14 protein-coding genes are annotated in these 20,603 nt (G+C 72.7%); 9 read left to right on the forward strand and 5 right to left on the reverse strand.

Going from position 1 to position 20,603, the window contains the following annotated elements; genetic code table 11:
• The first annotated feature begins 458 nt into the window (after positions 1-458).
• Entirely contained in the window at positions 459-1,184 is a 726-nt protein-coding gene (locus tag ACIQOU_RS17545; protein WP_401537602.1) for a hypothetical protein, read from the forward strand.
• Positions 1,181-1,756, forward strand: coding sequence for a hypothetical protein (locus ACIQOU_RS17550; protein ID WP_401537603.1), 576 nt, complete (start codon positions 1,181-1,183; stop codon positions 1,754-1,756). The genes ACIQOU_RS17545 and ACIQOU_RS17550 overlap by 4 nt, the downstream gene beginning before the upstream one ends.
• A 111-nt stretch (positions 1,757-1,867) precedes the next feature.
• On the opposite strand, the gene ACIQOU_RS17555 is transcribed toward ACIQOU_RS17550, so the two are convergent.
• The 5 genes from ACIQOU_RS17555 to ACIQOU_RS17575 are packed head-to-tail and all read right to left on the reverse strand — an operon-like array spanning position 1,868 to position 6,460.
• Positions 1,868-2,380, reverse strand: coding sequence for a GNAT family N-acetyltransferase (locus tag ACIQOU_RS17555; protein WP_401537604.1), 513 nt, complete (start codon positions 2,378-2,380; stop codon positions 1,868-1,870).
• Positions 2,377-2,661: a hypothetical protein gene (locus ACIQOU_RS17560; protein ID WP_401537605.1), complete on the reverse strand. Its 285-nt coding sequence runs from the start codon at positions 2,659-2,661 to the stop codon at positions 2,377-2,379. Before ACIQOU_RS17560 ends, ACIQOU_RS17555 begins: the two co-directional genes overlap by 4 nt.
• Positions 2,658-3,914 (reverse strand): ATP-grasp domain-containing protein, encoded by a 1,257-nt coding sequence (locus tag ACIQOU_RS17565; RefSeq protein WP_401537606.1) that lies wholly within the window; start codon positions 3,912-3,914, stop codon positions 2,658-2,660. Before ACIQOU_RS17565 ends, ACIQOU_RS17560 begins: the two co-directional genes overlap by 4 nt.
• 3 nt (positions 3,915-3,917) lie before the next feature.
• Complete coding sequence (locus ACIQOU_RS17570) at positions 3,918-5,153, reverse strand: hypothetical protein (protein ID WP_401537607.1); 1,236 nt, start codon at positions 5,151-5,153, stop codon at positions 3,918-3,920.
• Positions 5,150-6,460 carry an acetyl-CoA carboxylase biotin carboxylase subunit family protein gene (locus tag ACIQOU_RS17575; RefSeq protein ID WP_401537608.1) on the reverse strand — a complete coding sequence of 437 codons (1,311 nt, stop codon included), beginning with the start codon at positions 6,458-6,460 and terminating at the stop codon, positions 5,150-5,152. Before ACIQOU_RS17575 ends, ACIQOU_RS17570 begins: the two co-directional genes overlap by 4 nt.
• A gap of 351 nt (positions 6,461-6,811) precedes the next feature.
• Here ACIQOU_RS17575 and ACIQOU_RS17580 point away from each other — a divergent pair, with 351 nt between their 5' ends.
• From ACIQOU_RS17580 to ACIQOU_RS17610, 7 genes are all read left to right on the forward strand, one after another.
• Positions 6,812-7,603: a class II aldolase/adducin family protein gene (locus ACIQOU_RS17580; RefSeq protein WP_401537609.1), complete on the forward strand. Its 792-nt coding sequence runs from the start codon at positions 6,812-6,814 to the stop codon at positions 7,601-7,603.
• Positions 7,604-8,748: 1,145 nt separating this feature from the next.
• Positions 8,749-10,170 (forward strand): 3-phosphoshikimate 1-carboxyvinyltransferase, encoded by a 1,422-nt coding sequence (locus ACIQOU_RS17585; protein ID WP_401537610.1) that lies wholly within the window; start codon positions 8,749-8,751, stop codon positions 10,168-10,170.
• The gene (locus ACIQOU_RS17590; protein WP_401537611.1) at positions 10,167-11,507 is read left to right on the forward strand and encodes an aspartate aminotransferase family protein; all 1,341 of its coding nucleotides are present in this window, start codon (positions 10,167-10,169) and stop codon (positions 11,505-11,507) included. Before ACIQOU_RS17585 ends, ACIQOU_RS17590 begins: the two co-directional genes overlap by 4 nt.
• Entirely contained in the window at positions 11,504-12,871 is a 1,368-nt protein-coding gene (locus ACIQOU_RS17595) for a Coenzyme F420 hydrogenase/dehydrogenase, beta subunit C-terminal domain (protein ID WP_401537612.1), read from the forward strand. Before ACIQOU_RS17590 ends, ACIQOU_RS17595 begins: the two co-directional genes overlap by 4 nt.
• On the forward strand, positions 12,868-13,908 hold the full coding sequence (locus ACIQOU_RS17600) for a hypothetical protein (RefSeq protein ID WP_401537613.1): 1,041 nt from the start codon (positions 12,868-12,870) through the stop codon (positions 13,906-13,908). Before ACIQOU_RS17595 ends, ACIQOU_RS17600 begins: the two co-directional genes overlap by 4 nt.
• 5 nt (positions 13,909-13,913) lie before the next feature.
• On the forward strand, positions 13,914-15,887 hold the full coding sequence (locus tag ACIQOU_RS17605; protein WP_401537614.1) for a non-ribosomal peptide synthetase: 1,974 nt from the start codon (positions 13,914-13,916) through the stop codon (positions 15,885-15,887).
• On the forward strand, positions 15,884-20,602 hold the full coding sequence (locus ACIQOU_RS17610) for a beta-ketoacyl synthase N-terminal-like domain-containing protein (protein WP_401537615.1): 4,719 nt from the start codon (positions 15,884-15,886) through the stop codon (positions 20,600-20,602). The genes ACIQOU_RS17605 and ACIQOU_RS17610 overlap by 4 nt, the downstream gene beginning before the upstream one ends.
• The last annotated feature ends 1 nt before the right edge of the window (position 20,603 follow it).

Raw genomic sequence — 20,603 nt, forward strand, 5'->3', positions numbered from 1 at the left:
GCGCCGACCTGAGTGATCGTCGTGGCGTCCGCCGGTCTGGCGATCCCGAAATCGATGTCCGGGGGCCATCGCCGGTCACGACCTGGACGGCGGGCGGCGGGAGGGGCCGTGTTCCCGAGGTGGACCACGCCCATTCCGCCTGCGTCCAGCCGGGCCAGGATGCGATAGGGGTCCACCTGGCTCGGGTCGCCGGGGTGCGACGGTTCCACGGCTTTCCCTCACCCAGGTCACGTTGTTATCGGGGCGAGGGGGAATTCTTGCCGGAACGTGCGGACGCGAGCCGTTTCACATTACCAAGGCGTGCGCGGCAAAAGGGAGTTCATGGCGATTCCCACCCTGACGGCTACCTTGCCTGGCGACTCCGGGACCCCTCCCGAGCCGACCTGCCACCCTCGGTTCCAGCGGACGACTTCGTGCAGCCGTGCCCATTCTCAGTAGATCTGCGGAGGAACTGTTCGATGCGTGCCCGATCTGGAATGTGCGCGGCGGTCGTCGCCGTGACGGTGGTGATGGCGTCGGGGTGTGGTGCGTCGGCGCCGAAGACGTCGGCCTCGGAACTGTTCCAGGAGTACACGAGATCGACCGACGTCAAGAACGACATGTTCGCCAGCGGCAGCGCGACGAGTGCGGACCGGGTCGCCAATTTCGCCTCCCGGGGCTCCCCCGACCAGGTGCAGACCGCGCTGCTCTCCGCCTACCGGTGCGACACCGACGCCGACTGCTCCCCGAGCGGGAAAGTCGACCACGCGGTGCGGGACTTCGCGGGGAAGGGCGGAACGCTCTTCGCACGGTCCATCCTGGTCAAGCACGACAACGGGTCGCTGGAGTTGATCACCCTGTACGTGGCCCGCCGGTCCGACAAGGCCACCGCGCTGATCGACTCCCACGGCCGGTCCTACACGGGCGGTCTGGACGACTTCCGTCGCCACAACGACCTGCTCAGTGCGGACGACGTCATCCTCACGCCGCTCCGCATCACCTCCGTGCCGGGCGAGGGGAGGATCGTCGCCGTCTCCGGGCACACCGCCACGGACTGGCGGCCGTGGGTCATCGGCGCGGGCGTGCTCGGCGCCCTGCTCGTCGTGGCCCGCCGCCTCGTGCTGCGCCGTCGCGGTCCGGACCACCCGGACGCGGGCCCCTTCTCGGTCCGCCCGGCCGACTCACCCGTGACGGACCTGTCATGAATGCCCTCACCTCCTTCCCGGTGTCCATGCGAACTCGCCTGCTGGCGGCGGGAGTTGTGCTGGTGACGTCGCTGGTCGCCGGGTGCGGTTCCGCAGCCGACCGTGGCGCGTCCGGCGCCGGTGAGTCCGCTGCCGTCGCCTCCGCGAGCAGGAGCGGCGCATCCGTGAGCCCCAGCATGTCCCGCAGCGCGCCGGTCACTTCGGCGCCGCCGCTGACCGCCGCCGACGGCACGCGGTACGCGGCCTGCGCGGACGGCACGTGCGAGGTCGCCGTCTCCCGGCCCGTCGACATCGCCGTGGACGGCGGCACCCTCTCCCTGACCAAGGTGAAGCCCGACGACAGCGTCGACTTCAAGCTGACGCTCGCCGACGGCGGTCAGGCCTCCGGCGTCATGAAAGGCAACTGCGGCGCCACTCTGTTCTTCCAAGGTGGCCTCAGCGGCGTGAACACCGGCACCTGCAAGGCCGGCGGCACGCCGCCACCGCCCACGTCCCGGCCGGGCGCGCTCAGCATGCAGTTCGCCGGATGGGACGCCGACCATCGCGCGGTGCTGCGGCTGGTGTCGGGCTGAGGGGCGTAACCGCCCAACTGCTCTTCCCTCACAGCGTGTTGAGCGCCATCACGTGGAGCGGAACCAACCGGAGGTACACCGGGTCCTCGCCGGGGGGCTTCCTGCTTGGGGTTACCTCGGGAGGAGTTTTTGGTGGAAGCAGATGCGGTCCTGGCCGGGGCCGTCGTAGTCGAGGTGGACCGGGAGGCCGTTGAGCTCCTTGTCGCCTGGTTCGAGGGTGAAGCCCATGGCCTGGTGGAAGGCGATGGAGCCGGAGTTGGCCGGGGAGGTGATGGCGCGGACCTCGCGGCGGCCGGACTCGGCGGCGTGTTCGAAGAAGGCCGTGTAGAGGGTGCGGGCCAGGCCCCGGCCGCGCAGGGCCGGGTCGACGCCGACGAAGTGGATGTAGGCGTCCGTGTCGTTGTCGGCGGAGTGGAAGCCGACGAGGAACGCCCTGATGCCGGTGTCGTCCTCCAGGACCAGGCTGGTGCCGGAGAAGAACTGGAGGAACAACTTCGGCAGGAGGAGGGACAGTTCGCGGGCCTGTTCGGGGGTGCGGGAGTCGCCCCACCACTGCTGGACGTTCTCGACGATCGCGCGGTGGTCGGTGACGTGCGCCTGGCGCAGTTCGAGTGCGGTGCTCACTTCCGGCTCCTTTCGTTCGGTGGTCCGTCCGGGGTGTCACGCGTCATCTCCAGGAGCAGCAGCCCCAGTCGGACACCCAACGGCCCCAACTCGGCGCCGTAGCGCCGCAGGGCCTCATTCTCCCAGGCCAACTCGGTGCGCGGGTGCCCCATGACGGTCCGCAGCTCACCCAACCGGCGCGCCGCCGCCGCGCGTTGACGCAGCAGGGCGGCGATGGTGGCGTCCATGCCCGCGATCAGGGCGCGTTGTTCCTCGACCGTGGTGACGGAGGCCTCGGTCATGAGAACGGGTCCAGCTCTTCATGGGCACCGGCGAGGACCTCCCGCATGGTCGGCGCGGGCACCTCCGCGACCGGCGTGGTCCGCACGGTGATCGACCCGGCGACCTCCCGGGCCAGCCGCACGGCCTCGGAGCCGGTGGGCGCCTGGACGACGACATGGCCGCGTCGGTCGTCGGACCACTGCACCGGCCGCACGACGTCACCGATCTCCGCCCGCACACTCAACTCCCGTACCCCGTCCGCCGTTTCGGCCTCCTCGACGCCCGTGACCTGGGTGATCAGGCCCGGGGGCACATCGAGGAACTGGACGGCGGCCGCCGACCGCAGCACCGGGACCGGCACGGTGAAGTCCGGGTCGGCGGCCCGTTGCAGGGGCAGGGCCTCCAGATCGATGCCGGTGGCCAGTTCGACGAGCCTGCTGATGCGGTCGCCGCCCGCCCTGCTGTGGGACTCGATGACCCGTGGGCCGCCTGCCGTCAACATGATCTCGGTGTGGGCGACCCCGTCCACGAGGCCCACCGCGTCGAGGACCGCGCAGGTGAACGCCCCTACGGTCGCGGTGTCCTGGGGGGTCAGCGGCGCCGGGACGACGTGGCCCTGTTCGATCACGCCGTCCTTGGTGTCCTTGCCGGTGACCGCGACGACGGTGTGGCGGCCGGCGTCGGAGTAGGTCTCGACGCTCAGCTCGACGCCGTTGAGCAGGGCCTCGATCATGAACTCGCCGACGCCGTGCGCGTCGATCCACTCCCAGACCTCGGGGACCTCGTTGACCGAGGGGACCGTGCGCACGCCCAGGCTGCCCGAGCCCATCAGGGGTTTGACGACCGCCCCGCCGTGCGCGGCGACGAACGCGGCCAGGTCCTCGCGGGTCGTGCGGCGGGCGACGGGGACGGGGCCGAGGCCCTTGTCGTTGAGGAGTTCCCGCAGCGCGAGTTTGTTGTGCAGGGTGCGGGTGACGTCGAGGCCGTTGCCGGGCAGGCCCAGGGTGGTGGTGAGGTGGCCGGAGATGACCTGGCCGATCTCGCTGTGCGTGACGATCCGGGTGAACGGGTCGGCGGCGTGGAGGGTGCGGGCCAGCTCGGTGACGAGCCGGATGTTCTGGAAGTCGAAGAGGTGCAGCTGGGAGCAGGAGGGGACGGTTCGGGGGTCGAAGGTGCCGGGTTTCTCGAAGTTGGTGACGCGCAGGCCGAGCTTCGCCGCTTTCTCCAGAATGCGGGCGTTCCCGGCGAGCACCAGGATGTGGGGATGGGCCATTTCCTACCTCTGACCAGGAGTGTCGACAGTTGATTTCGCCGGGCTTTCGGTCGCGGGGGCCAGGTCCCGGCGGAAGTGACGGGCACCCGCGAAATACAGGGCGCAGGCCGTCGCCACGGCGGCCGCCGGAATCCAGCCGCCGACGGCACTGCCCGCGTGTTCGGCGACCGCGCCGCCCAGCGCGCTGCCGCAGGCGACGCCGATGTTCGCACTGGAACCCGCCCAGGTGAACACCTCCTGCAACCGGGCCCTGGACCCGGCGACCCGGCTGAGCAGCTGGAACTCCTCGATCCCGATCGCGGCCAGCGGAACACCGGCGAGGAAGAGGGCGCCCGCGAGGAGCCAGGGATCTGACGGGAGGGCGACGAGCGCGAAGAGGGGGGTCCAGACGAGCAGCAGCCGGCCGAAGCGGCGCCCTGCCGCCCCTTCGGCGGGCAGCAGCCCGTAGGCGATGCCGCTCAGCACGCTCGCCAGCGCGGGCGCCAGCAGCACGAACCCCGCCGCCCGCGCGTCGCCCGCGTCGGTGAGGACCGCCACCACGGTCACGTCCATCGCCCCGGTCACCGCCGCCGTCACCCCGCCGATGGCCACCAGCCACAGCACCGGCAGCGTCGTCCCCCGGGCGGTGCGGCGGCGCCGGGGAGCGGCGTCGGGGCCCAGGCAGGTGCGGACGATCCGGGTGCCCGCGAAGCCGACCCCGCCGACGACCACACAGCCGTCGGCGACGGCCAGGGCGAGCCCGGGGTGGACGGCGGCCAGCACGCCGGTGACCGGGGGCGCGACGACGAAGAGGAGTTCCGTGATCACGGACTCCAGCGAGTTCGCCGTCGCCCCCAGCTGGTCCGGGGTGCCCGAGCGGGTCCACAGGGCGCGCATGGCCGCGCCGATCGGCGGAGTCGTCAGGCCGACGACCCCGCACCCGACGACGAACGACGGCACGGAACGGCCGCCCGCACCGGTCTGCGCCAGCAGGGTGCCGAGCACGCTGACGCAGGCCATCGTGGCGTAGACCGCCGAGGTGCCGTAACGGGAACTGAGCCGCCCCGCGACCGGGCTGCCGACCGCGACCCCCAGCGCGAGCGCGCCCGCGCCCAGGCCGCCGACGCCGATGCCGAGCCGGGCGGTGCCCAGGAAGAGGGCGCCGAGCCCGCACGCGACATAGCCGAACCGGCCCAGGACCGAGAAGAACTCGGCCCGCATGAGGCCCGGTCGGTCGAAGAGGCGCGCGTACTGTCTCATCGCGCGCCGGACGGCCCCGGCAGCGGGGCCAGTTCCAGGGTCATGGCGTCCTCGACCGCCTTCAGACGGGTGAAGAAGTCGCTGAAGTCCGCGCTGGTGGCGAGCACCCGGAACGGATGCGCGATCGTCCCCTCGTCGGCGACCAGCCGGTCACCGGGCCGCTTGGCGCGGACCACCTCCAGCACCCCCGGGAGCCGGGCGATCTCCTCCTCGCCGCTGATCTCGACGACCTCGTACTCGCCCTGCGGCGGCTGCGGCGTGTAGTAGAAGGCGTGGCCCCGGAACTCCGGCAGGGCGGCGGGCGACTGTCCGAGCGCGAGCCGGACCAGCTGGGCGACGACGTCGTAGCCGGCCGCCGCGCGCAGCAACTCGCAGACGCCGCCGCCGATCCGGCCGTTGACCTCGATGACGACCGGGCCGGCGGCGGTGAGCATCAGCTCGGTGTGGGTGGCGCCCCGGGTGACGCCCAGGGCGCGCAGCGCGTCGGTGGTGGCCCGCCGGATCTCCTCGACCCGGGGCTGCGGCAGCCCGGACGGCATCACGTCCCCGACCTCGCGGAACGGCGGCGCCAGCGGGAGCTTGTCGGTGACGGCGAGGTGGTGCACGGTGCCGTCGTCGATCAGGGACTCGACGCTGACCCGGGTGCCCATGCGGTCGTCGCCGTGCCAGTTGGCGCCCTCGATGACCTCCTCGACGACGAACACCCGGGGTGCGCCGATGACGCGCGGGTCACTCGCGTGCATCCCGACGGCCCGCCGGAACGCGGCGATGAGCGCGGGCAGGTCGGCCACCCGGGTCACACAGAGGCTGCCGACGCCGACGGCCGGTTTCAGCACCACGGGGAACGTCAACTGCTCCGCGGCGGCGTGCAGTTCGGCCTCGTCGGTGACGACGGCGAACGGGGGACAGGGCGCCCCGGCCGCGCGCAGCGCCTCGCGTTGCAGGTCCTTGCGGCGCAGCCGGGCGCTGGCGGCGGGCGGGTTGGCCGGCAGTCCGAGGGCGGCCGCGGCCACGGCGGCGTGGTAGCTCACCAGCTCGCTCAGGGCCAGCACGCCGTCCACCGGGTCGCTCCCGGCGGCGAGGGCGAGCACCTCGTCGATGGCCTGATCCGGACGGTCGATGACCTGGACGGGACCGAGCGCCGCCAGCTGCTCCACGCGCCGGTCCTGGTCCTCGGGCGTGCCCCAGCGCAGGGTGACGACGCTCCAGCGGGCCACGCCTTTCAGGGCTCCGAGGATGTCCGGCATTCCAGGTCCGGGAGGCGCGTCCACCAGGATCAGATGCGGGGCGGGCGGCGATTGCGACACTGCGTTCTCCCTTGTTCGTTTTTTCGTTACCCATATTTCAGACGCATGGACAGGCGCGTAGGGACAGGCGTACGGGCAGACCTATGGACAAGACCTATGGGCACGTCTATGGGCAGAGCTATGGGCAGGCCATAGGCAGGCGTGGAACGGCGGTGTGGAAAACGCGCGCCGCCTTCCCGAAAATGCGCCGGAAGCGTATCCCGAATCATTTCGGGCCGACACCGTATTTCACGCCAGTTGATCGCCTTCAGGGCCCTGACCGGCGCCAATCATTTTCAGAGGCCCTCTGGCAGGCGGCGGACGTATACGGCATGATGATTTCGCCGAATCACCTTCCGGTAGGAGGATCGAGTGAGTCTCGCCGATTTGAAACCGATACCGAGGGAGCAGCTGGCCCTGCGCACACCTCGGGTGTACGAGGATCTCGCGGAAGAACGGCGACATCGACAGGAGGGGCTGGTCATCGCATTCCGCCTCTTCGGCAGGTTCGGGTTCGAGGAGGGAATCGCGGGCCATATCACCGCGCGCGATCCCGAACACACCGATCACTTCTGGGTGAACCCGTACGGGATGTCGTTCAAGCACATCCGGATCAGCGATCTGGTGCTCGTGAACTCCGCGGGCGAGGTGGTGCACGGCCGGTACGACATCAACGAGGCCGCGTTCGCGATCCACTCGCAGATCCACGCCGCGCGCCCCGAGGTGGTCGCGGCGGCGCACAGCCACTCCCTGTACGGCAAGGCGCTGGCCGCGCTGGGCGAGAGACTGGAGCCGATCACGCAGGACGCGTGCGCGTTCTACGAGGACCACGGTCTGTACGAGGAGTACAACGGCCTGGTCGACGAGGTGGCGGAGGGGCGCCGGATCGCCCGTGCGCTGGGCGACCACAAGGCGGTGATCCTGCGCAATCACGGGCTGCTCACCGTGGGGCGGTCGGTGGAGGCGGCGGCCTGGTGGTTCGTCACCCTGGAGCGGTCCTGCCAGGCGCAGTTGCTGGCCAAGGCGGCCGGCAAGGTGGTGCACATCGACCACGAGACGGCGGCGGCGACCCGTCGTGACATCGGCACCGACGATTTCGGCTGGGTCAACTTCCAGCCCCTGCGCGACCAGATCCTCCGGGACGAGCAGGACCTCTTCGACTGACCCGGCCGATTCCACGGCACCCGCTCCGGCCGTGCCTCCCCGTCGCCGACCGAGGGACAGCACGGCCGGTGGAGCGGGGCCGGTCGGTTCCTTTCCGTGGACGGGTTTCTCCGCGGGCGGGTTTCTTTCGGTGACCGGTTTCTTTCTGCGGACCGGCGATAAAAAGATCCGGCCGAAGATCGGCCGACCGAGTTCCCGCAGAGCCGCGCGTATGACGGTGAGGTTTCTCCACGGCGACGCCCGGGTGTCCGGCGTTCCTTTGGCGTGGGTGAGAATATCTCCGACCGATGGATTCGACACGTGTCTCCTCATAGCCCCGGCAGGAAACCAAGCTCCACTGTCACACCGTGGAGATTGCAGTGTCAACGGTGGCAACGAACCCCTATAACCCCTATAGCAGAAACCTATGAGATCCATGAGGCCATGATCGGCGGAAATGAGCCGTGATTCTTCATGATCGAAAAGGGGGCCCAGGGGGCCGCCCCGATCGGACATTCCGGCAAAATCTCGGCGTTTGTCGGGGGCCTCCCAGGGTCGACGGGTCGCCCGGGTGGGGTTTTCAGCCACCATGACTCGATCTCCGCCGGTGAATTCTGGACGGGATCACCGGGTCATTTCCGATGCCCCGGTAATGCGATCTTCCGCTCCGCAAACGCCGCACGCTACGGTGACGGCCGAACGGCTTGCACACCCCATTTCATCGGTCGGCTGTTGACAGGAGTCATGACCCGTGAGAGAAAAATTCTGCGACCAATCAGCGTCACTGTGCAGCCCGGGACAAGGCCTCCACCTTTTCCGCTAGGTGGAAATCGATGAGTGCCTCACGGCGAGGTGATCCACGGATCGAACGGCCGGCCCCGGTTCCGTCGACCGGATAAAACGCCGGGCAACCGCACCTCAGTAATCGTTCACTTTCTGTTCACGTTCGGTGGAGCCGCCCCCGGCATTTCGGGGCGGGTCGCTCGTCGTGCCCGGACGCCGCCGTGTCCGCGTCCCCCGCTTCCTCGTAGGCCCCCTCTTCCCCCTCTTCCTCGTAGGCCCCGTTTCCCGTCGTCCCCGCGTCTCTTCTCGTCCCCCGCGTTCCTCATGGCCCTGCCGTTCCCGCCGCGCCGCTCTCCCGCAGGCAGCGGATCACGTTACGGAGCATGTGCGTGTCACAGACGTCACCTTTCGACAGGCCGAAGACCGAATCGGCCGACCTCGTGGTGGACGGCGGCCGGTCACCCCACCCGGCCGCCGCCCGCTCCGTCACCGTGCCCGGCGACAAGTCGGTGAGCCACCGCGCCCTGCTCGCGGCCCTGCTCCCCGGCGCCCCGTCCCGCCTCACCGTCCGCAACGCCAACCTCGGCGGCGCGGTCCGCGCGCTGCTCCCCGCCCTGTGCGCCCTCGGGTACCGCATCACCGCCGGCCCGGACTCCCTCGTGGTCGAACGGGGCGGCCCCGTCGTCCCCCAGGAACGGCGCCCCCACCCGGACATCACGCACTGGCCGGACGACGTGCCCTACCTGGAGACCGGCGGTTCCAGCGCCGCCGCCCGGCTCCTCATCGGCGTGCTCGCGGGGCTCGGGCTCCCGGCCGTGGTCGACGGCGACGAGGTGCTGCGGCACCGGCCGATGTCCTGGCTCATCGAGCCGTTGGCCCAACTCGGCGCCGACATCGTCCACTTGGGGGAGCCGGGACTGCTCCCGGTGCTGGTGCGCGGCCCGGTGCACCGGCCCGGCACCGTCGAACTCACCGTCGGCAGCGCCCAGGCGAGATCCGGCGTGCTGCTCGCCGCCGTCGCCGCCGGACTCCCGGCCACCCTGCGCCACCCGGTGCGCTCCCGCGACCACACCGAGCGGATGCTCGCCGCGTTCGGCGCGGACCTGACCGAGGCGGCCGGTGAAGTCCGTTACGGCGGCGGCCCCGTCACCGTCCCGCCGGTCATCGACGTGCCCGCCGACCCCTCCCTCGCCGCGTTCCCGGCCGCCGCGCAGCTGCTCGCGGGCGACGGCGAACTCACCGTGCCCGACGTCTGTCTGAACCCCACCCGGCTCGGCTTCTTCGACGTGCTGCGCCGGGCAGGCGCCGACATCCGCTACCGCGACCGGCGCACCGGCTCCAGCGGGGAGCCCGTCGGCACGATCGTCGTCCGGGGCGGCACCGGGGGCGTCAAGGAAGTGCGCGTCGACGACCCCGCCACCCTGCACGCGCTGATCGACGAGGTGCCGCTGCTCGCGGTCGTCGCCGCCACGCTGCCCGGCCGTTCCTGGATCGGCTGCGCCGAGGAGCTGCGCTTCAAGGAGACCGACCGGCTGGCCACCACGGCGGGCATGGCCACCGCCTTCGGGGCCCGGATCGAGACCGCCGACGACGGGCTCCTGGTCACCGGCGGCGCCCCGCTGACGGCCGGCCGGGTGCCCAGCTACGAGGACCACCGCATCGCCATGGCCGCCGCCACCCTGGCGACCAGCCTGCCCGGCCGCACCACTGTCTGCGGCGGTGCCTGCCACCGCACGTCCTTCCCCGACTTCGCCGCGGTACAGCGTGCCGTCGGCGCGACGATCACCGAGGTCATACAGCGATGAACAGCACCCACGCGAAGACAGCGGACGAGCAGACCGCTCCGGACGAGAAGGCGGTGCGGGAGCGGGCCGTGGCGGAGGCGCGGTCCACCGGGACGACCCTGGGGCCCGAGTTCCACACCGGGCAGGGGCCCTGGTTACGGACCGCCGACGGCACCGCGTGGTTCGACGGCACGTCGGGCAGCGGCGCGGCGACCCTCGGCCACCAGCACCCCGCCGTGGTCGCGGCGGCCACCGTACAGCTCGGCAAGCTCGTGCACACCGGCTGCAAGCTCGGCTCCGACGCGCGGGCCGAACTGGTGCGCAGGTTAGGGGAGTTGTCCCCCTACCGGACGCCCGCCGTGCTGCCCACGGTGACCGGCGCGGAAGCGGTCGAGAGCGCGCTGAAGATCGCCCGCGCGGCCACCGGGAAGCGCGCGGTGGTCGGCTTCACCCACGGCTACCACGGCAAGACCGCCGGTGCTCTGGGCCTGACCTGGCGGGCGGAGTTCAAGGCGTACAGCGCCCTCGACCCGGACGCCGTCGTCACCGCCGACCTGCCCGAACTCCGCGACGCCGTCGGCCCCGAGGAGCGCGCCGCGTTCCTGGCCGGCCTCGAAGCAGCCCTGGACCGGGCCGACGCCCTGGGCGGAACGGCCGCCGTCGTCCTGGAGCCGATCCAGGTGACCGAGGGTCTCCTCATCGTGCCGCCCACCCTGCTCGACGCCATCGCGCGGGCCGCGCACGCCCGGGGCGCCCTGCTCGTCCTGGACGAGATCTACACCGGACTCGGGCGCGCGGGACGGCTGTTCACCGCCGAGCTGATGACCGAGACCCCCGATCTGACCCTCGTGGGCAAGACGCTCGGCAACGGCTTCCCGATCGGCGCGGTCGTCGGGGAGCGGGCGGTGCTGGACGCGCTGCCCGCGGGGGTGCAGACGTCCACGTTCTCCGGGAGCCCGGTGAGCTGCGCGGCCGCCGTCGCCGTTCTGGAGACCGTCGTCGCGGAGGAACTGCCCGCTCGGGCACGGGTGTTGGGCGCGCGGCTCGCGGAGGATCTGGCGCGGCTGGCGAAGACGTATCCCTGGCTGAGCCGGGTGCGCACGGCCGGGGCGCTGGCCGCCGTCGACTGTGTCCGCGCCGGGCGGCCCGATCCGGCGCTGGCCGGCGCGGTGCGGGAGGCCGCCCTGCGCGGACGGCTGCTGCTGTTCGGCGGGGGGCCCGAGGGCGCCACCCTGAAGATCGTGCCGCCCGCGCTGCTGACCGAGAGCGAGTACCACGTCCTGGTCACCGGCCTCACCGAGGCGTTCGGGGCGGCGGACCGTCAGCCGGCCGACGGTGCCGGGGAGGGGCGGCGATGAGCTTCGAGCAGTTGACCAAGGACGTTCTGGACAATGACCTGTGCACGGTGTGCGGGGCCTGCCAGTTGGCCTGCCCGCCGCATGTCATCGGCTTCGACGGGCTCGCCCCGGTGCTGACGGAACCGTCCTGGACGGAGTCCGACTGCGGGTCCTGCACCGACTGCCTGGACGTCTGCCCCGGCGCCGACCCGCAGACGCCCGTCTCCGAGGACCGCCTCTTCGGCCGCACCCGCACCCCCGAGGAACGCTGGACCGGCGTCTTCTCCGAGGTGCTCGCCGGGCACTCGCTGATCCCCGCGGTCTACGAGGCCTCCGCCAGCGGCGGCAGCCTCACGACGTTGCTGCACACCGCCCTGGTCGCCCTCGACGTCGACGTCGTCCTGTCGATGGGACGTGACCCCGACGAGCCGTGGCGGGCCGCGCCGGCGCTGGTGCGGGACCCGGCCGCACTGACCGAGACCGCCCAGTCGACCTACCAACTCGCCCCGTACCTCTGTGCGTTGCGGCAGGTGATGGACGAGGAACCCGACGCCAAGGTGGCCCTCACCGGCGTCGCCTGTCACATGCAGGCCATGCGCAAGCTCCAGGGCATGGACACCGACGCGGGCCGCTGGGCCCGGGACCACGTCGTCCTCATGATGGAACCGGCGTGCTCCTCCAGCACCCTGCCCGAGGGCACCCGCTCGATGATCGAGAAACGGGCGCTGGTCCCCGCCGACTCGGTGGTGCGGCTGCGCTACCGGGAGGGCGAGTACCCCGGTGACATCGCCGTCAGCACCGACGACGGTCAGCGGCACGTCGTCCCCTTCTGGCAGGCGGTGCGGGACTTCGCGGGCAACAAGACGCACCGCTGCCTGTCCTGCGGCGACTGGATGTCCGGGCTCGCCGACGTGAGCGTCAGCGACGGCGACCCGAACATCTTCGCCGCGAGCGTCGACCGCACCGAACACAGCAAGCACGGGCGGGTGTTCGTCCGCACCCGGGCCGGTACCGAGGCGGTCTCCGCGGCCCTGGAGCACGAGCTGCTGTCCGTGCAACCCGTCGAACTGCGCGGCCTCAACCTCGGCCTGGAACGCAAACGCAACCGCCGCGCCTCCTACGAACGCGCCGACAAGGTCATCCCCCTCGGCCCCATCCCGGGCCACCGCGAGGAGCTGGACATCATCCCGGACGAGCGCTGGATCGCCGCACCGGACGCCTCGGGGAAGGCGGAGCCACCGGGGAGCGGGGACACCTCGGGCACCTCGGGCACCTCGGGTGCCTCGGGTACCTCGGGTGCGCCCGCCGCCCCGGCCGACCCCGCGACCGGCACCGCCGGGTCCGCCGGTGACTCCGGTTCCGGCTCGCGTGGGGAGGGGCGGTGACGTCGGTGGTCAACGCCGTTCATCTGCCGTCGCGGCGGCTGCTCGCCGGGGGGCTGCCGTTGCCCCGGGTCGAGGAGTGGCGGGCCGGGCCGCCCGGCGTCGGGGAGTTGCGGATTCGCGCCGCCCACAGCCTGGTCAGTCCCGGTACCGAACTGCACTACCTGGACCGTTTCGCCGATACGGCACAGGACTTTCCGCTCGGGTACTGCTCGGCCGGGGTGGTCGAGGCGGTCGGCCCCGACGCACCCGGGTTCGCGGTCGGGGACCGGGTGACCGCGATGGGCTGGGGCGAGGCCACCCACGGTGACGTCGTCGTCGTTCCGTACCGGCTGTGTCGGCCGGTGCCGGACGGGATGGAGCTGGCGGACGCCGTGGTGGCCAACCTCGCGGCCACCGCCGTGCACGCCGTGGACCGGGCCGGGCTGGGACCCGGCGACGAGTGCGCGGTCGTCGGGGCCGGGATGGTCGGCCTGCTGGTCGCGCAGATCACCGCCGCCCGGGGCCACCGGACCACCGTTCTCGACCTGCGTCCTGACCGCACCCGCACGGCGGCCGCCCTCGGCCTTGACACCCACATCGGGCGGGACTTCCCCGCCGACCCGGAGGCACCGGCGACGGGCGGGCGCTGCGTGTTCCTGTGCGTCACCGGCGAGGCGGGCGACACCGTGGCCGCCGCGGCCCGTTGGGCGGACCACGCGCCCGGCAGAGCCCGGCTGGTCGGGGTGGGCCGGTTCGCCGCGCGGGTCGATTTCAGCGTCGAGCTGGGCAACCTGGACATCCGGTACGCGGCCCGCTGCGGCGCCGGATACCGGGACCCCTCCTACGCCCGGGGGCTCAGCGAGGTCACCGCGCCCGAGGGCGAGGGCACCGTCACCGAGAACCTGGGGCGCGCCCTCGACCTCATCGCCACCGGCGCCATCCGCCCCGACCTGCTGGCGCTGCCCCGGCTCCCGCTGGAACGCGCCGCCGAGGCCTACGCCGAACTCCGCCGGCGCCCCGCGTACCCCGCCGTGATCTTCGACTACGGGCAGAGGTGAGCCGTATGAGCGCCCGTGAGGTCGCCGCCGTTGCCGATTCCGCCGCCGGGCATTCGCCCTTCCCTCCTCCTGATGTGGCACGGACCCTGTCCGGGCGGTTTCTCGCCGTCGCCGGGGAGCATCCGGGGCGCGAGGCCGTCGTCACCCCCGACGTCCGGTGGACCTACGCCGAGGCGCGGGAGGTGTCCGCCCGGATCGCCCACGGGGTGCGGGCGGCCGGGCTGCGGCCAGGGGACCGGGTGGGGCTCCTCTTCTCGCACGGGGCCGAGATGGTGGCCGCGCTGCTCGGGGCGTTGCGCGCCGGGGTGGCCTATGTGCCGTTGGACGCCGCGTATCCCGTGGAGCGGCTCGCCTTCATGGCGGGGGACGCCGGTGTGCGGGCGCTGGTCGCCGGTGCCCAGCACGCCGAACTGGGGGCGCTGCTCGCCTCGGAGTCGGGGCTGCCCCTGCTCCCCTACGACGAGCTGGCCCGGCATCCGCACGGCGGTGACGTCGACGTCGATCGCGCCGCCCCGGGCGCCGAGGCCTACGTGCTGTACACCTCCGGGTCCACCGGCCGGCCCAAGCCCGTGTCGCAGCCGCACCGCAACGTGCTGCACCACACCCGGGCCTGGGCCGACGGGCTGCGGATCGGCCCGGCCGACCGGCTCTCGCTCCAGTCCGCCTACAGCTGGGACTCGGCTGTCCAGGACACCTTCTCGGCGCTGCTGACCGGCGCCGCCCTGTACCCCGTCGACCTCAAGGCGTCGGGCGTCGCGGGCCTCCTTGCGTGGATGGCGGCCGAGCGACTCACCGTCTACCACTCGACGTTGCCCGTCTTCCGGGCGTTGGTGCGGGCCATGGAGAGCCGGGGGACGCGGCTGCCCGCGATGCGGATGCTGGCCCTCGGCGGGGACACCCTGCACCTGGCCGACCTGGAGGCGTGCCGACGGCACTTCGAGGGGTCGGCCCAGGTCGCCGGGGCGTACGGCTCCACCGAGTGCTCGTGCGCCCTGCTGCGCGTCGCCGACCTCGACTACCGGCCGCCGACCGGGGTGTTCCCGCTGGGCTTCCCGGTGACGGAGACCGAGGTGCTCCTCGTCGACGAGGAGGGCGGCACCGTCGAGGGTCCCGGCGAGGGCGAGATCGTCGTCGTCGGCGAGCATCTCGCGCCCGGGGCGGCGCCGGACGGGCGGACCTATCGCACCGGGGACCTCGCACGGCGCCTGGACGACGGGACGTTGCTGCTGGTCGGGCGGCGGGACTTCCAGGTGAAGATCTCCGGCATCCGGGTGGAGACCGGCGAGGTGGAGAGCGCGCTGAAGCAACTCCCGCAGATCCGGGAGGCGGTGGTCGCGCCGTTCACCGACCGGCTCGGCGAACGGCAGCTCGCCGCCTACCTGGTGGCCGCCGACGGCCCCGTTCCGGAGGGGCCCGCCCTGCGCGCGACGCTGCGCCGGGTGCTGCCCGACCATGCCGTGCCGATGACGTATCTCGTCCTGGACGAGCTGCCGTTGACGGCGAACCACAAGATCGACCGGGCCGCCCTTCCCGACCCCCTCACCGCCCCCGGCCCGCACCACGGCCCCGACCGGCCGACGGCACCCGGCACCCCCGTCGAGGAGGCCGTCGTCGCCGCCTGGCGCGAGGTGCTCGGGGTGCCACGGCCGGGCCCCGACGACAACTTCTTCGACCTGGGCGGCACGTCGTTGCGCATGTCGGGCGTGCACGAGCGCCTCACCCGCACCGTCGCCCCCGGCCTGCGGATGACCGACCTGTACCAGGCACCCACGGTCCGCGCGCTGGTCCGGCTGATCGCGGCGTCCGGCGCCGCGACCGGAACCGCGTCGGGCGACGGCGCCGCCCGTGGCCACAGCCGCGGCGAACTCCGCCGCGCGGCGGCCCGCGCACCCCGCAGGACGCCGGGCCGCGCGCGCGGCCCGTACCCGAGCCCGCTGCCCGGCGACGCTCATGACACCGTCTCAGGAGGCAACACGTGACTGACCAGCCGCTCCAGGACCCGCTGTCCGGGCGCATCGCCGTGGTGGGCCTCGACTGCCGGCTCCCGGGCGCCCGCGACCACGCCGAGTTCTGGCGCAACCTGCTCGCCGGCACCAGCCACGTCACGGAACTCGACGAGGAGACCCTGCGCGCCGCCGGGGTGCCCGAGGAGACGTTCCAGCACCCGCGTTATGTGCGGCGGGCGGCCGTGGTGGAGGACGCCGACACGTTCGACGCGTCGTTCTTCTTCCTCAGCTCCCGGGAAGCCGAACGCATGGACCCGCAGCTGCGGCTCTTCCTCCAGACCGCCTGGGCGGCCCTGGAGCACAGCGGCCACGACTCGGAGGTCTACGACGGCCGCATCGGCGTCTTCGCCGGATCGCTGGCCAGCACCTACCTGCTGAACAACGTCCTCACCGGCGAGCGCGGCTTCAACGGCTCGCTCTCCCGGATGCAGCAGGACATGGCCACCCTGATGGGCAACGACCCCAACTACCTGACCACACGCGCCTCCTACCACCTGAAGATCACCGGCCCGAGCATCGCCGTGCAGAGCGCCTGCTCGACCTCGCTGGTCGCGGTGCACGTCGCCGCGCAGTCCCTGCTGGCGCAGGAGTGCGACGTGGCGCTGGCCGGCGGGGTGGCGCTGCGCTTCCCGCAGCACGCCGGGTACGTCCAGGAGACCGACGGCATCACCTCCCGCACCGGCGTGGTCCGCCCCTTCGACGCGGACGCCGACGGGACCGTCTTCGGCAACGGCGTCGGCGTCGTCGTTCTCAAACGCCTGGAGGACGCGGTCGCCGACGGGGACACCATCTGGGCGGTGCTGCGCGGTTCCGCGGTGGGCAACGACGGCAACGACCGCGCCGGTTACACCGCACCCGGCGTCTCGGGCCAGGCCGCCGTGCTCAGCGAGGCCCTCTCGGTCGCCGACGTGGACCCCGCCTCCGTCAGCTACCTGGAGGCGCACGGCACCGCGACCCGGATGGGCGACCCGATCGAGCTGACCGCCGCGGGACAGGCCTACCAGGTCGACGGCGCCGCCCCGCTCACCCTCGGCTCCGTCAAGGCCAACATCGGGCATCTCAGCACCGCCGCCGGGGTCGCCGGGCTCATCAAGTGCGTGCTCATGCTGCACCACCGCACCCTGGTGCCCACCCCGCACTTCACCGAGTGGAACCCCGAGTGCCCGGTCGACGGCACCCGGTTCCGCGTCGGCACCGAGGTGCGGCCGTGGGCGACGGAGGGGCCGCTGCGCTGCGCCGTCACCTCCACCGGCATGGGCGGCACCACCGCGCACGTCGTCCTGGAGGAGGCCCCGCAGGTCGAGTACGCCGAGCCCGCGACCGTGCCGCCCGTGGTGCTGATCCCGGTCTCCGCGAAGTCCCCTGCCGCGCTGGAGAAGGCCCGGCACGCCCTCGCGGACCGGCTGGCGAAGACGGCCCCGCCGGACGCCGGGGACCTCGCGGGACCCGGTGACACCGGGCTCGACGACGCCGCCTACACGCAGGCCACCACCCGGCACACCTTCGACTACCGGGCCATCGTCACCGCGCCGGACCGGGCGAGCGCGATCGAGGCGCTGCGCACCGCCGACCCCCGCTTCGTGTTCCAGGACTCCGGCCACCCCGCCGACCGCAAGGTCACCTTCCTGCTGCCCGGGCAGGGCGCCCAGTACCCGGCGATGGGCCAGGACTGGTACGCCCACCTGCCGGTCTTCCGCGCCGCCCTCGACGAGTGCGCCGACCTGCTCGCACCCGACCTCGGCCTCGACCTCCGGGACGCCCTCTTCCCCGGGCCGCGCGGCTACGAGGGCGAGCGGCTCAGCCTGGACCGCACCGCGCTCACCCAGCCCGCCCTGTTCGCCGTCGAGTACGCGCTGGCCCGGCAGTGGATGTCCTGGGGCATCACCCCCTCCGCCCTCATCGGCCACAGCGTCGGTGAGTACGTCGCGGCCACCCTGGCCGGGGTGTTCACCCTGCCCGACGCCCTCAAGGTGATCGCCGCCCGCGGCCGTCTCGTCGACGCGCTGCCCGCCGGGGTGATGCGGGCCGTCATGGCCACCCCCGAGGAGGTCACCCGCCACCTCACCGACGGCGTCGACCTGGCCGCCGTCAACGAACCCGGCGTCTGCACGATCGCCGGGCCCAAGGACGCGATGGCCGCCACGATCACCGCGCTCACCGCGGCCGGCATCACCCACCGCAAGGTGTCCACCTCGCACGCCTTCCACTCCGCGATGATGGACGCCGCCGTCGGCCCCCTCACCGAACTGCTGGCCGGGGTCGCGCTGCGCCGCCCGCAGATCCCGTTCCTCTCCAACCGCACCGGCACCTGGATTCTCGACGAGGAGGCCACCGACCCCGCCTACTGGGGCGCCCACCTGCGCGACACGGTCCGCTTCGCGGACAGCGTGGCGACCGCGCTCGGCGAGGGCGAGCAGGTCTTCGTCGAGGTCGGCCCCGGGCACACCCTCGCCACCTTCGTGCGCCGCCACCCCGACCGGCAGACCGGCGTCGGGGTCATCACCTCCACCGCGCGCGGCAAGGACCCGGCCGCCGACCTCACCGCGCTGACCGCCTCGCTGGGCCGGCTGTGGGCGATGGGCCTGACCCCCGACTGGGCGGGCTACTACGCGGGCCGGGGCCGCCGCAAGGCCGACCTGCCGACCTACCCGTTCGAGGCCACCCGGTACTGGGTCGAGCCCGGCTCCGGCACCCTGACCGGCACGGGCGGCGCCGGTCGCACGCCGGGCAAGCTGGACCTGGACGAGTGGTTCTCGGCACCGGTCTGGCGGCCCTCGGTGGGCACCCTCGACGCCGACGTCCGGCCGCTCACGGACCCGGTGCTGCTGTTCACCGACGCCGAGGGCACCGCCGTTCGGCTCGCCGCGCAGGCCTTCGCGGGGCCGGTGCTCACCGTCAGGGCGGGGGAGGCGTACGGGCGGGACGGGGACGCGTTCACCGTGCGGGCCGACTCGGAGGAGGACCACCGTCTGCTGGTCGGTGAACTCCTCGCCGAGGACCGGCTGCCCGGCCGGATCGTGCACGCCTGGTCGACGGCGCCGCTGCCCGAGGCCCGCGGCATCGAGCGGTTCGAACAGGCGCAACGGCACGGTCTGTACAGCCTGATCGCGCTCGTCAAGGCGCTCAGCAAGCACGACGTCACCAGCCCGCTGCACCTCGACCTGATCAGCGCGGGCGCCTACGCCGTCACCCCGGCCGAGCCCGAACCGGCCGTCGAACTGGTCTCGTTGGCGGTCGCCGCCCGCGTCATCGGCCAGGAGCACGGCAACATCGGCGCCCGCCACTTCGACCTGCCCGCCCCCGTCGACGAACGGTCCCTGCGCACCCTCGCCCGCGAACTCGCCGGGCGACGCCGCCCCGACCTCGCGGTCACCCTGCGCGGCGACACCCGCTGGACCGCCGACCTCGCTCCGGTGCGCGCCGACTGGAGCACCGAGGCCCACTCCCGGCTGCGCGACGGCGGCGTCTACCTCATCACCGGCGGCCTCGGCGAGATCGGCTCCCTCATCGCGGGGTGGCTGCACCAGGAGTGCGGCGCCCGGCTCGCCCTGCTCACCCGGGACCCGCTGCCCGAGCGCGACCAGTGGGACGCGTGGCTGGAGGGTCACGAGGCCGACGACGAGACCGCGTTGCGCATCAACCGGCTGCGCCGCCTGGAGGAGGCCGGCGCCGAGACCCTCCTCGTCCACACCGACGTCGCCGACGTGGCGGGGCTGCGGGCCGCCGTGGAGAGCGTCGAAAAGCGGTTCGGGGAGCTGAACGGCGTCGTGCACGCCGCCGGTCTGCCCAGCGAGCAGTGGGACCGCGCCCTCACCGGGGCCAGCGTCGAACAGTGCCAGTGGCACTTCGTGCCCAAGGCGCACGGCCAGATCGCCCTGGAGGAGGTCCTCGCGGACCGTGCCGTCGACTTCTGCCTGATGCTGTCCTCGCTGGCCGGGGTCCTCGGCGGGCTGCGGCTGCTGGCCTACGGCGCCGCCAACCACTTCATGGACGCCGCCGCCGAACGCGCCAACCGCGGCCTGGACCGCACCGTCTGGATCAGCGCCGCCTGGGACGTGTGGCAGCACCACCAGGACGAGAAGCGGGCCCTGTCCGCCATCGGCCGCAGCATGGACGACAAGGCGATCCAGCCCGACGAGGGCCTGGAGGCGATCCGCCGCCTGCTCACCCTGCGGGACGTCTCCCATGTGGCCGTCTCCACCTGGGACATCGGGCACCGCCTCGACCAGTGGGTGCGCGACGAACGCATCGCGGCCCCGACCGCGACCGGCACCGGTCCGGGTCCGCGCCCCGGCGACGAGTCGGCCGGAGACCTCGCCGAACAGGTGGCCCGGCTGGTGCGGGACGCGGTCGGCGACGAGGAGATGCCGGCCGGCGGGGACATCTTCGAGTTCGGCGGCGACTCCCTGCTCATCGTCAAACTCCTCTCCGACATCCGGGAGTTCTTCTCCGTGGAGGTCCCGCTCGCCGACGTCCTCGCCGACCCGACCCCGGCCGCCCTGGCCGGACTCGTCCAGCAGCGCCTGGACGACCGCGAGGCAGCCGAGGACGGCACGGCGGCCGACCTCGCGGAGACCTCCGCCGACGAGATCGAGGCCCTGGCCGCCGAACTGGCCGCCCTCGAACCGGAGTTGACCGAACAACTGCTGTCCGACGCCGATGCCGACGCTCAGCACAAGGAGCACTGAC

Source organism: Streptomyces sp. NPDC091279 (genome assembly GCF_044757465.1).
In the GTDB taxonomy this organism is placed as follows: Bacteria; Actinomycetota; Actinomycetes; order Streptomycetales; family Streptomycetaceae; genus Streptomyces.